Source organism: Streptomyces sp. GS7 (assembly GCF_009834125.1).
GTDB lineage: Bacteria > Actinomycetota > Actinomycetes > Streptomycetales > Streptomycetaceae > Streptomyces.
In genome coordinates this window covers 6,590,165-6,603,127 of sequence record NZ_CP047146.1, presented here as the reverse complement: position 1 = coordinate 6,603,127, position 12,963 = coordinate 6,590,165, and the positions used below count along the sequence as shown (strand labels likewise).

The 12,963-nt window shown below is 73.3% G+C and carries 11 protein-coding genes; 6 read left to right on the top strand and 5 right to left on the bottom strand.

Annotated features, from left to right (window positions below; all coding sequences use genetic code 11):
- Positions 1–303 precede the first annotated feature (303 nt).
- A complete protein-coding gene (locus tag GR130_RS28700) occupies positions 304–882 on the bottom strand; it encodes a nucleotidyltransferase family protein (RefSeq protein ID WP_159510278.1) in 579 nt (192 codons plus the stop codon).
- 112 nt (positions 883–994) lie between these two features.
- A complete protein-coding gene (locus GR130_RS28695) occupies positions 995–1,219 on the bottom strand; it encodes a hypothetical protein (RefSeq protein WP_159507400.1) in 225 nt (74 codons plus the stop codon).
- 392 nt (positions 1,220–1,611) lie between these two features.
- Between GR130_RS28695 and GR130_RS28690 the strand changes: the two genes are divergently transcribed.
- Both GR130_RS28690 and GR130_RS28685 read left to right on the top strand, forming a co-directional pair.
- Positions 1,612–3,321 carry a serine/threonine-protein kinase gene (locus GR130_RS28690; RefSeq protein ID WP_159507399.1) on the top strand — a complete coding sequence of 570 codons (1,710 nt, stop codon included), beginning with the start codon at positions 1,612–1,614 and terminating at the stop codon, positions 3,319–3,321.
- Positions 3,322–3,454: 133 nt separating this feature from the next.
- Entirely contained in the window at positions 3,455–3,745 is a 291-nt protein-coding gene (locus GR130_RS28685) for a DUF5955 family protein (protein ID WP_201305025.1), read from the top strand.
- A 60-nt stretch (positions 3,746–3,805) separates the two neighbouring features.
- On the opposite strand, the gene GR130_RS28680 is transcribed toward GR130_RS28685, so the two are convergent.
- Positions 3,806–4,609 (bottom strand): IclR family transcriptional regulator, encoded by an 804-nt coding sequence (locus GR130_RS28680; RefSeq protein WP_159507397.1) that lies wholly within the window; start codon positions 4,607–4,609, stop codon positions 3,806–3,808.
- A 258-nt stretch (positions 4,610–4,867) separates the two neighbouring features.
- On the opposite strand from GR130_RS28680, the gene GR130_RS28675 reads away from it, so the two are divergent.
- The 4 genes from GR130_RS28675 (at position 4,868) to alc (ending at position 9,900) form a co-directional block, all read left to right on the top strand.
- The gene (locus GR130_RS28675) at positions 4,868–5,662 is read left to right on the top strand and encodes an aspartate/glutamate racemase family protein (protein ID WP_159507396.1); all 795 of its coding nucleotides are present in this window, start codon (positions 4,868–4,870) and stop codon (positions 5,660–5,662) included.
- 47 nt (positions 5,663–5,709) lie between these two features.
- Positions 5,710–7,263 carry an NCS1 family nucleobase:cation symporter-1 gene (locus GR130_RS28670; RefSeq protein WP_159507395.1) on the top strand — a complete coding sequence of 518 codons (1,554 nt, stop codon included), beginning with the start codon at positions 5,710–5,712 and terminating at the stop codon, positions 7,261–7,263.
- A 169-nt stretch (positions 7,264–7,432) separates the two neighbouring features.
- Positions 7,433–8,773 carry an allantoinase AllB gene (gene allB, locus GR130_RS28665; RefSeq protein ID WP_236573588.1) on the top strand — a complete coding sequence of 447 codons (1,341 nt, stop codon included), beginning with the start codon at positions 7,433–7,435 and terminating at the stop codon, positions 8,771–8,773.
- On the top strand, positions 8,770–9,900 hold the full coding sequence (gene alc / locus GR130_RS28660) for an allantoicase (RefSeq protein WP_159507393.1): 1,131 nt from the start codon (positions 8,770–8,772) through the stop codon (positions 9,898–9,900). Before allB ends, alc begins: the two co-directional genes overlap by 4 nt.
- 110 nt (positions 9,901–10,010) lie before the next feature.
- Here alc and GR130_RS28655 read toward each other — a convergent pair whose 3' ends face one another.
- Together GR130_RS28655 and GR130_RS28650 are read right to left on the bottom strand one after the other, a co-directional pair.
- A complete protein-coding gene (locus GR130_RS28655; RefSeq protein WP_159507392.1) occupies positions 10,011–10,685 on the bottom strand; it encodes a transcriptional regulator in 675 nt (224 codons plus the stop codon).
- Between the two features lie 158 nt (positions 10,686–10,843).
- Complete coding sequence (locus GR130_RS28650) at positions 10,844–12,787, bottom strand: beta-N-acetylglucosaminidase domain-containing protein (protein WP_159507391.1); 1,944 nt, start codon at positions 12,785–12,787, stop codon at positions 10,844–10,846.
- Positions 12,788–12,963 lie beyond the last annotated feature (176 nt).

The following is a 12,963-nucleotide window of genomic DNA, read 5'->3' as shown; positions in this document are numbered from 1 at the left end:
GGGGCGCCACAGGGCGGCACGGGGTGCCGCGGGCTCCGAGATACGGTCGCGGGCGCCGTTCGGGTTCAGGGCGCTTCTGACCAGTGGAGACTAGTTTCCTTATCGCGGAACTTCAATGGTTTGTTGATGTCGAGATTCTCCGGGTCGACAGAAGCCGAGATCGAATGGCTCTCGGTGCCACGTCGGTCACGCTCCATGACCGGCCCCGCGAGGTGGCGTCCGCAGGTCACAGGGGCCGCTCCCGGTTTGCGGGCGGGGCCGTCCCGCCCGCGCTGTGGCATCCGCCACTTCTCGCGCCGCCCGCTATTCGAGCCGCCGCAGATCCTCCGGCGTGTCGATGTCGTACGCCTCGGCCACGTCCCCGCACTCGACGAGTGTGATCGCGGCGGCGTGCCGCCGGAGATAGGCCCGCGCGCCGCGATCGCCCTCCGCGCTCGCCGCGATGTCCGCCCACCGCGCGGCGCCGAACAGCACCGGATGCCCCCGCCCGCCCCCGTACGCCGCCGCGGCCAGCGAGTCCCGCCCCTCGTACGCGGCCACCACCCGGGCCACCGCCGCGGCGCCGATGCCCGGTTGGTCGACCAGCGACACCACGACCGCGTCCGCCCCCGAACCGGCCAGCGCGGCCAGGCCCACCCGGAGCGAGGAGCCCATGCCCTGTGCCCAGTCCGGGTTCACCGAGGTCCCGTACCCCGCCAGATCGGCCCGCTCGCGGACCGCGTCGGCGGCCGCGCCGAGCACGATGTGCACCGGGTCGCAGCCGCCGTCCCGCAGTACCCCCGCGGCGTGCTCGACCAGTAGGCGTCCTCGGTGGTCGAGCAGTGCCTTGGGCCGTCCCCCCAGCCGCCGTCCGCCGCCCGCGGCGAGCAGCAGCCCGGCCACCTTCCCCTCGGGCCGTCCGGCCCCCGCCGTCCCCCCGGTGCGGTCGCTCTCCCCTGTGTGTGCCATGGGAACTGCTTACCTCATGGCAGGGCACCGCGCCGCACGACCGGGGTCAGGCGGCGTCCCCCGACGCTCGCGGGCGCGGAATCCTCGGTCGCAGCCGGTCCCGGAGCTGCTGCGTCCGCTCGTCCACCCGCCGGTGTTCGCTCACGTAGCGGTGTATGTGCTCCTCGGTGATCTCCGACGCATCGGCGAGGCCATACGCCCGGCAGATGAGCTGTACGACGCTGACGCGCCGGGAGTTCGGGCCGGTGTCGGGGCCTGGGTTGGGCTCCATGGCGTTCTCCGATCCAGTGATATGCCGGATATTTCCCCGGAAGGGAGAATGCTCCATCGCGTCGGGCCGTACGCCTGGTACCGGATACGCCCACGCCAACGGGTGCCCGGGGGAACGCACGTGCTGAGGCATGATCGGGCCGGGCGCCGGCCACGCGCGCGCGGCGTACGCGGGCGCGAAGCTGCGGAGGAGGGGTTGCCGAGTGCGCGAACCGGCCGCGAACGGGCCCCTTCGGACACGGCGCCTGGGCTGCCATCAGCTTCCGGGACCTGGATGTCACGGTCCGACCGAGGCCGGATAGTGTGCTGCCTCGGTGTGGATCTGCGCCCGTCGCGCCGACCGTGGCAGGCCCGCCGAATCGGTCGGTCCGCGGGGCGCTTTCGGGGGACGTAGTGGTGAACAGCGTGGAGCCGTCCGGGATCTTCCAGCCGCTGGAGGGCGACGACCCGCGGGCGATCGCGGGCTACCGCCTCACGGCGAGGCTCGGCTCCGGCGGGATGGGCAAGGTCTATCTCTCCTACACGCCCGGCGGGCGCCCGGTGGCCATCAAGGTGATCCGGCCCGAGTTCAGCGAAGACCCTGAGTTCCGCCGCCGGTTCACGCAGGAGGCGCACGCCGCGCAGCGCGTCCAGGGGCTGTTCACCGCCCCGGTCATCGACAGCGACACCGACGGCGCCACGCCCTGGCTCGCCACCGCCTACGTCCCTGGCCCCTCGCTCGCCGAGGCCGTCGCGGCACACGGCCAACTCCCGGTCTCCACCGTGCTGTTGCTGGTCGCCGGGGTCGCCGAGGCGCTCCAGGTCATCCACCGCGCGGGCATCGTCCACCGCGACCTGAAGCCGTCCAACGTCCTGCTGGCCGCCGACGGCCCGCGGGTCATCGACTTCGGGATCGCCCGCGCCGCCGACGCCCCCTCCCTGACCGGCAGCGGGGTCACCGTCGGCACCCCCGCCTTCATGGCGCCGGAACAGGCGGCGGGCACCTCGATCACGCCCGCCGCCGACGTCTTCGCGCTCGGCCAGGTCGCGGCGTACGCGGCCACCGGCACCCCGGCCTTCGGCAAGGGCACCGCGCACGGAGTCCTCTACCGCATCGTCCATGAGGAGCCCGACCTCTCCCGAATCCCCCACGAAATACGGGAGTTGGTGGGCCGCTGTCTGACCAAGGACGTGGCCGGCCGGCCGTCCGTCGCCGAGGTCATCGCGCTCTGCGCCGCCGCCTCCGGTCAGACCCAGCTGCGCCGCCCGGAGCACTGGCTGCCCACCGCCGTCGCCGCCGACCTCGCCACCCGTGCCGCCGCCCCGGCCCCGGAGGCCCCCGCGGCCGGCGTCGCGACGCACCCGGCGCAGCCGCCGGCCCCGCCCGCCGCCCCGGTGCCGACCGCGCTGGACCACCCCCGCACCCCGCAGCCCGGTTTCGGAGCGGCGGCGTCCGCCCCGTCCGCCGGCGCGTCGGCTCCCCGGCCTCCCAAGAAGAAGCGCAGGGCGCCAGCCGTGGCGCTGGTGCTGGCCGGCGCGCTGGCCGTCGCGGCCGCGGGCGGCGGCGCGGTCTACGTCGTGATGAAGAGCGACGGCCGGACGAAGACCGGCCAGGCCGCCGACCACAAGCCGAAGACCGTCACCGGAACGCCGGCTCCCACCGACTCCCCGAGCGGCGGCGACACCGGATCCGACACCCCTCAGTCGCCGCAGGAGGATCCGCAGCCGGTCGACACCGAGGGCATCGACCTGCCCCACGGTTACTACCTGTCCTTCGCCGACGACCCCGTCACGCCGAAGAACACGCACGCCGAGGAGGCCGACGCCGCGCTCGACGGGAACGACAACTCGGACGGCGGCATCCATGCTCCTGACGAAAAGCTGGTGCTGCTCAGACCAGGCCAGCAGGGCACGCTCGACACGTGCCGCAGCGAGACCCGCTTCACCTCGCGTGTGGACATCGGTCTGCTCACCGAGGGCTCGCAGATGTGCCTGACCACCAGCAGCGGCACAATCGCGCTGATCACGTTCCAGGGCAGGTCGGCGGACTCGGACCCGAGCAGCTATGTGACCCTCGACGTCCGGGTCTGGCGCGACGCGGTGGCTCCGCAACAGGGTTCCTGAGCGCGGGTGATCGGTTTTTTCGCTCTCCGTATGGCGCGGGGAGCGCAGAGTGGCGTTAACTGTCCCGCATCGCGAAACGGCAACGGCCTTGGAGGGCGCCGTCGTTGTGGAACAGCTGCGGAGGGACAGACGAGTGACCGGGGTCGGCGTGGACCCGCGGATCCAGGAGCTGCGGGGGGCGGTGGCCCGGCTGCGCCGCCAACTTGCCGTGCTGCCCGGGGAGTTACCGGACCGTGCCGCCGCCGATGACGAACTGGCCGCTCTGGACGCGATGATGAGCCACGGGATGCCGGAGGTGCCGCGATTGCGCCGCTCGCTGCTGCTGATCGCCGGGGCGGTCGGCTCGGTGAGCGCGCTGTCGCCCGCGCTGACCGAGGTCCGCGAGCGGATCGACCGGTTCGGCCGGCTGCCGAGGGGGCGCTGACCCCCCAGGGGGAGTTCGACCGCCCCGGCAGCTTCCTGCCTTACCGCCTGCCCTGCTTCCTTACGCCGGCGTCTGGTTGGCGAGCGCCACCGACAGCTGCGCCGCGACGTCCTGGAGCACCGGCACGATCTTGTCCGTGGACGCCTCCGTCACCCGGCCCGTCGGGCCCGAGATGGAGATGGCCGCCGAGGTGGGGGAGTTGGGCACCGGGACCGCGAAGCAGCGGACGCCGATCTCCTGCTCGTTGTCGTCGACCGCGTAGCCGAGCCGGCGGACCTCGGCGAGCGCGTCGAGGAAGCGGTCCGGGTCGGTGATGGTCTTCTCGGTCGCGGCCGGCATGCCCGTACGGCCGAGCAGGGCGCGGACCTCCTCCGGCGGGTGGTTGGCCAGCAGGGCCTTGCCGACGCCCGTGGAGTGCGGCAGCACCCGGCGGCCGACCTCGGTGAACATGCGGACCGCGTGCCGGGACGGGACCTGGGCCACGTAGACGATCTCGTCGCCGTCGAGGAGCGCCATGTTGGCGGTCTCGCCGGTCTCCTCCACCAGGCGGGCCAGGAACGGGCGCGCCCAGGTGCCCAGCAGCCGCGAGGCGCTCTCACCGAGCCGGATCAGGCGCGGGCCGAGGGCGTACCGGCGGTTGGGCTGCTGCCGGACGTAGCCGCAGGCGACGAGCGTGCGCATCAGGCGGTGGATGGTGGGGAGCGGCAGTCCGCTGCTGGTGGACAGCTCGCTCAGCCCGACCTCGCCCCCCGCGTCGGCCATCCGCTCCAGGAGGTCGAAGGCGCGCTCAAGGGACTGGACGCCGCCGCTGGCGCCTGCGGGCTTGGCTTCGGCGGCGGAGGTGCTGGCGCTGGACGGCGGCACGTCGCGTTCCTTTCGGGGCGGGTCTGATCGGTCTCGGCTCTGGTGCTTGCGGGCGCCGGGCCCGACCGGAGCAGCCTACCGGTCACACCGCGCAGGCACACGGCCTATCGCACAGTCGTTCCCGCCGGTCAGGGCCTGTATGTCCCAAGGTGCCACGTCCTTGCGCAGATCTCTTGACGGTGCCAGTGGCCATAGCTACGTTCTGCTCCGCGAAACCTACTGTCCATTCTGTGGAATCCTCCAAATGGCTGGAGCGTCATGCGCCTGCTCGTCATGAACCCGAACACCACGGCTTCCATGACCGCCTCGATCCGCGCGACCGCCACCGCGGTCGCCGCACCGGGCACCGAGGTCCTCGCCACCGAACCCCTGTGGGGTCCCGAGTCGATCGAGGGCCACTTCGAGGGGTATCTCAGCGCCGCCGCCGTCCTGGACCGGCTGGCCACCCTGGACGCGCCCTTCGACGCGCTGGTCATGGCGGGCTTCGGTGAACCGGGCCGGGAGGGCGCCCAGGAGCTGCTGGACGTCCCCGTCCTGGACATCACCGAGAGCGCCGCCCAGATGGCGATGATGCTGGGGCACGCGTACGGGATCGTCACCACCCTCGACCGCTCCGTACCGCAGATCCGGGACCGGCTGCTGACCGCCGGGCTGCTCCAGCGCTGCGCCGCCGTACGCGGCACCGGGCTCGGCGTCCTGGAGCTGGAGGAGGACCCCCGGCGGACGGTAGAGGTGGTCGTCGAGACGGCGCGTGAGGTGGTCCGGGCCGGGGCCGAGGTGATCTGCCTCGGGTGCGGCGGGATGGCCGGACTCCAGGAGACGGTCTCCGCGGCGCTCGGGGTGCCCGTCGTGGACGGGGTGGCCGCCGCGGTGAAGTTCGCGGAGGCGGTCGTCGGCCTCGGGCTCACCACCAGTACGGGGCGCAGCTTCGCGCCGCCGCGCCCGAAGGCCATCGGCTCCTGGCCGCTGAGCAGCCACCTCGCCCGTGGCACCGCGTTGTCGCAGGGCGCCACACGGCACACCGATTTTTCCGCACAGACATCAGACATCTGACAACTACGCTGACATCCGAGATCCACCCAATCTGCCTGGGAGGACACATGAGCACACCCCCGCAACACCGCCCGGCGCCGCCGGACCCGCGGCTCTTCAACGAGGACCTCGCGCCCGCCCCGGAACGCACATGGGGCACCTACAGCGTCTTCGCGCTGTGGATGTCGGACACCCACGCGATCAGCAACTACGCCTTCGCCGCCAGCCTCTTCGTGCTCGGCCTGCCGGCCTGGGAGGTGTTCCTCGCGCTGCTGGCCGGCATCACGATCGTGTACTGGCTGATGAACCGGATGGGTCACGCGGGGCACCGGACCGGCGTCCCCTACCCGGTGCTCGCCCGCGCCAGCTGGGGCGTCTACGGAGCCAACATCCCGGCCCTGCTGCGGGCGGTGATGGCCGTGGCCTGGTACGGCATCCAGACCTGGCTGGCGTCCACCGCCGTGGTGCTGCTGACGCTCCAGATCGCGCCCGGCCTGGACGCCTACGACCACAACTCGGTGCTGGGGCTGTCCACCCTCGGCTGGATCGCGTTCCTGGTGATGTGGGGGCTGCAGGCCGTCCTGCTGACCCGGGGCATGGAGTTCATCCGGAAGGTGCAGGACTTCGCGACCGGGCCGGTGGTCTGGCTCGTCGTCCTCGCGCTGGCGGTCTACCTGGTCGTCACGGCGCACGGCGACATCTCGCTGACCCGCAGTCTCACCGGCCTCGGCGGCGCCGCGCAGGCCCGGCAGAGCCTGATCGCGGTCAGCCTGACCGTGGCCACCTTCCTCACCCTGGTCCTCAACTACGCCGACTTCGCCCGCTTCACGCCCGACCACCGCTCCTACCGGCGGGGCAACCTGATCGGCCTGCCGGTGAACTTCACCGCCTTCGCGGTGGTCGCCGTCCTGGTCACCGCGGGCACCATCTCGGTCTTCGGTGAGGCGATCTACGACCCGGTGAAGGTGATCCAGAAGATCGACGATCCGGTGGTCACCGTGATCGGCGCGCTCGCCTTCATCATCGCCACCATTGGCATCAACGTCGTGGCCAACTTCGTCTCGCCCGCCTACGACTTCGCCAACCTCGCGCCGAAGTACCTGGACTTCAAGCGCGGCGGCATGATCACCGCGGTGCTGGCCATCCTGGTCCTGCCGTGGAAGCTGTACTCCTCGGCGCTGGTGATCCAGTACTTCCTGGGGGCGCTGGGGGCCTTCCTCGGCCCGCTGGTGGCGATCCTGCTCGTCGACTACTACCTGGTGCGGCGCGGCCGGATCGATGTCGACGCGCTGTTTTCGGCCGATGCCGAGGGGGCGTACTTCTACCGGCGGGGCTACAACCCGAAGGCCGTGATCGCCTTTCTGCCGGCCGCCGCGGTCGCGGCCTCGCTGGCGCTGATACCGGCCTTCGGCGCCGTGGCACCGTTCTCCTGGATCTTCGGGATGGCGCTCTCAGGGCTGCTCTACGTCCTGGTCTCCGGCCGCTCCCGGGCCGCGGCGGGCGCCGGCCCGATCCCGCAGGAGATCATCCCGTCGCAGGTCAGGGCCGGGGTCGAGGAGGCGGCCGAGCAGCCGGGGCGGACCGGTGCCGGGGCGGCTCCCGTGGTGGCGAAGGGGTCTTGACGGGCCGGGGTCCGGAGTGAAGACTCGTTCAACAGACTGTTGAATTCCGTATGCCGGCCGGCGGATCCGTCCCGAGGGTTGCGCGCCGGGGGCCCCGCGGCCCCCGGCGGGCGCGCCCCTCGGCCGCCGGCCCGCGACCATGGAAGAGAACCATACGAGGAGGTACTGGGTGTCCGAAACAGTGCTGGTGCTGCGTTCCACGCGCGTCGTCACCCCCGAGGGGACCCGCGCCGCGACGGTCACCGTCAGGGACGGGAAGATCGCGGCCGTCCTGCCGCACGACGCCGAGGCCCCGGCCGGGGCGCGGGTCGAGGACTTCGGTGACGACGTCCTGCTGCCCGGCCTCGTGGACACCCACGTACACGTCAACGACCCCGGCCGCACCGAGTGGGAGGGCTTCTGGACCGCCACCCGCGCCGCCGCGGCCGGCGGCATCACCACGCTCGTGGACATGCCGCTCAACAGCCTCCCGCCGACCACCACCACCGCCCACCTCGACACCAAGCGCGAGGTCGCCCGCAGCAAGGCGCACATCGACGTCGGCTTCTGGGGCGGCGCCATCCCCGGCAACGTCAAGGACCTGCGCCCGCTGCACGAGGCCGGGGTGTTCGGCTTCAAGTGCTTCCTGTCGCCGTCCGGCGTCGAGGAGTTCCCCGAGGTCGACCAGGAGCAGCTGGCCGCCGCGCTCGGCGAGATCGCCGGCTTCGGCGGACTGCTGATCGTGCACGCCGAGGACCCCGGCCACCTGGAGGCGGCCCCCGAGGCGCACGGCCCCAAGTACGCCGACTTCCTCGCCTCCCGCCCCCGGGTCTCCGAGAACGACGCCATCGCCGGGCTGATCGCCCTCGCCAAGCGCCTGGACGCCCGGGTGCACGTCCTGCACCTGTCCTCCGCCGACGCCCTGCCGCTGATCGCCGCCGCCAAGGCCGAGGGCGTCCGGATCACCGTCGAGTCCTGCCCGCACTTCCTGACCCTGACCGCCGAGGAAATCCCGGACGGCGCCACGGAGTTCAAGTGCTGCCCGCCGATCCGCGAGGCCGGCAACCAGGACGCGCTGTGGGCAGGCCTGGCCGACGGCACCATCGACTGCATCGTCTCCGACCACTCGCCCTCCACCGCCGACCTCAAGTCCGGTGACTTCGGCACCGCCTGGGGCGGCATCTCCTCCCTCCAGCTCGGCCTGCCCGCCATCTGGACCGCCGCCCGCGAGCGCGGCCACACCCTGGAGGACGTGGTCCGCTGGATGTCGGCCGCCCCGGCGGAACTGGTCGGCCTCCACCAGAAGGGCGCCATCGAGCCCGGCCGGGACGCCGACTTCGCGGTCCTGGCCCCCGACGAGACCTTCACCGTCGACCCGCAGGCCCTCCAGCACCGCAACAAGATCACCGCCTACGCGGGCCGGACCCTCCACGGCGTCGTCCGGTCCACCTGGCTGCGCGGCCGGCGGATCAACGACGGCACCACCCTCGCCGAACCCACCGGCGAGCTCCTGGAAAGGCCGCGCGCATGACCACCGGCGACATACCCCGCTACACCGGCGACGCCGACCCCTACGGAGGCGGCGACCCGTACGCCGACTACCGCACCCCGGGCCCGGACGGCTTCCCCTTCACCCACCTCCCCGACCTCGCCGACCGGCGGCTCGGCGCGGGCGTGCTCGCCGCCAACGACGAGTTCTTCGCCGAACGGGAGAACCTCCTGACGCCCGGGGCCGCCCACTTCGACCCCGAGGCGTTCGGCCACAAGGGCAAGATCATGGACGGCTGGGAGACCCGGCGGCGCCGCGGCACCGACGGGGCCCACCCGTTCCCGGCCGAGGAGGACCGCGACTGGGCGCTGATCCGGCTCGGTGCACCCGGCGTGATCCACGGCATCGTCGTCGACACCGCCCACTTCCGCGGCAACTATCCGCAGTCCGTCAGCATCGAGGGCACCTGCGTCGACGGCTCCCCGTCGGCGGCCGAACTCCTCGCCGACGACGTCAAGTGGACCCCGCTCGTCCCGCGCACCGCCATCGGCGGGCACGCGGCCAACGGCTTCGCCGTCGACGCCGCACAGCGTTTCACCCACCTCCGGCTCAACCAGCACCCCGACGGCGGGATCGCCCGCCTCCGGGTGCACGGCGAGGTCGTCCCGGCGCCCCGCTGGCTGGCCGCGCTGGGCACCTTCGACCTCGCCGCGCTGGAGAACGGCGGCCAGGTCGAGGACGCCTCGGACCGCTTCTACTCCTCGCCCACCAACACCATCCAGCCGGGCCGCTCCCGCAAGATGGACGACGGCTGGGAGACCCGGCGCCGCCGCAGCCATGGCAACGACTGGGTCCGCTACCGCCTCACCGGGCAGTCCGTGATCCGCGCCGTGGAGATCGACACCGGCTACCTCAAGGGCAACGCGGCCGGCTGGGCGGGCCTGTCGGGCCGCGACGGGGAGAGCGGCGACTGGGTGGAACTGCTGCCGCGCACCCGGCTCCAGCCCGACACCGTCCACCGCTTCCTGCTGCACGACGCGCCCGCGGTGACCCACGTACGGATGGACATCTTCCCCGACGGCGGGATCGCGCGGCTCCGGTTGCACGGCTCCCTCACGCCCGAGGGGGCCGCACGGCTGGAGGCCCGGCACCGCGAACTGGGCGGCTGACGCACCCGGCGGGCGCGCGCCCCCGACAACCGGTCAGGGGCGCCCGTCCGTCCGTTCACCGGTCCCGCCCGTCGACGCCGCCGGTGCGGCTCCGGCGCGCGGGGAACGGGTCACTCGTCGACCGAGTTCCAGAACATCACCTCGTACGCCTGCAGCAGCCGCCCGTAGCGGTGCGCCGCCGCCGGCCGCGCCTGGCCGGTGTCGATGCCGTGCTGCACCGCCGCACGGGCCCGGGACGCCAGCTCCGGCGAGGGCCGGGCGAACAGCGCGAAGAACCCGCGGGCCGCTTCGGAGAAGTCGTAGTGCTCCCGCATCGCGGTGTGGACCGTGGCGCAATAGCCGCTCCAGGCCGAGAAGTTGGCGGTGATCGCGATGGCGGCGTCGGCCGGCTCGGCGCTCAGCGCGAGGCGCGCCGCGTAGGAGGGGTACGCCTGGCAGCCGGGGCGCGGCTGGTACGCGGCGAGGTCCCGGCCGGTCAGCCCGCAGGCGTCCGCCAGCGCGGCCAGCTGCTCCAGGGCCAGCGCCTCCCCCTGGGCGAGCAGATCGAAGAAGTCGGCCATCGGCGGATCGCCGTCCGCCCGGCGCGCCAGATGCTGGAAGCTGATCCGGTCGGCGTCGATGATCTGGTGCTGCTCCAGGGCGAAGGTGGTGAACACCGAGCGCGGCGCCTCGCCGGTGGCGATACGGCGGACGAGCCGGTTGGCGTCCGGGTCCGGGGCGAGCGCGCGCACCGCGTCGTCGAGGACGGCGGCGGCGCTCGGCCGGGGGGCGGCGGGTCGGGCCATGCGGATCTCCTCCGGTGGGGCGCGAGGCGGGTGGCCGGGGCCTCAGATTAGGGCCCGGCCACCCCTCCGGCACGGAGGACGCCCGCCCGGGTCAGCGCGGAATCACCTCATCGCCGCCCGCCCGCCCGGCCGCCCGTCCCGCCCGGCGCCCGGACCGGTCAGCGGGCCCGCGCCGCCCGGGACGCGCCGTGCCCGCCCAGCGCGTCCGCGACGAAGGTGTCCAGCACCCCGTCGCCGACCACCACCGGGATCCGCTTCCCCTTCATGTCGACATAGACGTACGACTTCGCCGTCCTGACCAACTCCGGGATCCGTCCCCGCAGTTGCCGGGCCGTGGCGGTGTCGCCCGCCCGGTCCGCCTCGATCAGCCGGAGTGCGTCGCGGGCCGCGACCCCCCAGGCGCGGGTGGCGTCCAGCCACGGCCCGCTCTCCCGGACGAACGCCCGGGAGTCGAGCCGGTCGCGCAGCACGGCCGGCGCGTTCTGGAGGCGGCGCAGCACCGCGTCCAACCGCCCGGGCCGGCCGTCCTTCCGGAACCGGGCGATGGCGGCGGCCAGTTCGGGCGCCTGATGCGGGTTGATGGCCGAGGTGTAGTTGACGTCCGCGAAGGTGCGCAGCGCGCTCTCCGTACGGGCGTCGCCGCCGGCCAGCTCCCGGATCGCGTCCCGCCAGGACGCCCGCGCGTCGTACGCCCGGTCGTTCCACACGTAGTCGGCCACGGTGTGCAGCGCCAGCTCGGACGCGGCGGGCTGGATCATCGGGTTCGCGGTGATCCCGGCCAGCTGCCCCGGCACCCCCGGCGCCCGCCCGTTGAACGGCCCGAGCATCAGCCGCTTGCTCACGTAGTCGTTGACGGGGTAGTTGTCCCACAGCAGGATCCGGTGCCCGAAGAGCTCCCGGGCCTGCCGCGCCTGCCCGACGCTGATCGTCGGCGCGATGACGCCCACGCCCGTCCACTCCACCAGCACGTTCCGGTCCAGCCGGGTGGCCAGCGCCTTCTTGTACGGCGACGACTTCAGGTCGGCGTACTCGGTCGGCACCATCTGGAGCGGCTGCGCGCCCGGATGCCGGGCGATGAACTGCCGGTTGACCCGGTTCAGCAGCTGCGCCTGCGCCGCCCCGGCCGCCCCGCCGCCGGTCCCGAACCGCGCCTTGTCGGCGGCGCAGTTCCACCTGGTGTAGCTGATGTCGTCCAGCGGCACCGCGAAGGTCCGCACGCCGATGTCCCACAGCGTGCCGAACTTGGCCGTCAGCGCCTGGACGTCGGCGGCCGAGCTGTAGCAGACGGACAGGCCGGGGGAGAGCGCATAGGTGAACTCCACATGCCGCGCCCGCGCCCGGTCCACCAGTTCCCGCAGCTGCGCCAACCGGTCGGAGGGGTAGGGGTCGCGCCACTTCTCCCGGAGGTAGGCGTCGTCCTTGGGGGAGTAGACGTAGATGTTCATCTTGTGCTCGGCGGAGAAGTCGAGCTGGTCGAGGCGGGCCTGATGGGACCACGGGGTCCCGTAGAAGCCCTCGATCACACCGCGCAGCGGGGTGGCCGGCCAGTCCCGCACGACGGTGCCGCGCACCCGGGCGCCGGGCCGGTCGCGGTGCGGCAGCAGCTGACGCAGCGTCTGGGCCGCGTAGTACGTGCCGGTGGCGTCCCGGCCGGCCAGCGCGATCCGGCCGGCGCCGAGGGCCAGCGCGTACCCGTCGGCCGGCAACCCGCCGGTGCCGCGCGCGCCCAGCTCCCGCAGCGCCCGGGCCGCGCCCGCCCCGTCCACGTAGACGGTCAGCTGCCCACCCCCGGACGGCGCCCTCCCCGCCCGTACGACATGCCGGGCGCCAGCGTCCTTCAGCGTCCTGGTGACCAGCGCCAGTGCCGGGGCGTCGGTTCGCGGCCCGGCGACCACGGTCACGGACCGGGTGACGGTGATGTGGTCGTCGCGGTCCCGGACGGACTGCGGGGTGGGGGTGACGGCGGCGGCGTCCTCGGGGCTGTCCCGGGCGTCGCTGCTGCCGGCCGGAGCGGCGCGCGACGGCCCCGACATGCCCGCCAGGGGGATCACGGCAAGGGCCACGGCGAAGGCGGTGGCAACCGCGGTGCGCGTACGGTGCATCCTTCGGTCCTCCTCGGTGCAGCGAGGTTCAGGGACGAGTCTGGTGCGTGCGTCGCGCGCCGGGGCGCGCTGCCGGTCGTGCGTCGGGCACGGTGGCAGCAGGGTCACCCGATCGCCGGGACGGGGCAAGGGGGCGTACTCCGTGCAGCGGCGCGTCGCGTCCCGCGCCACGGCTG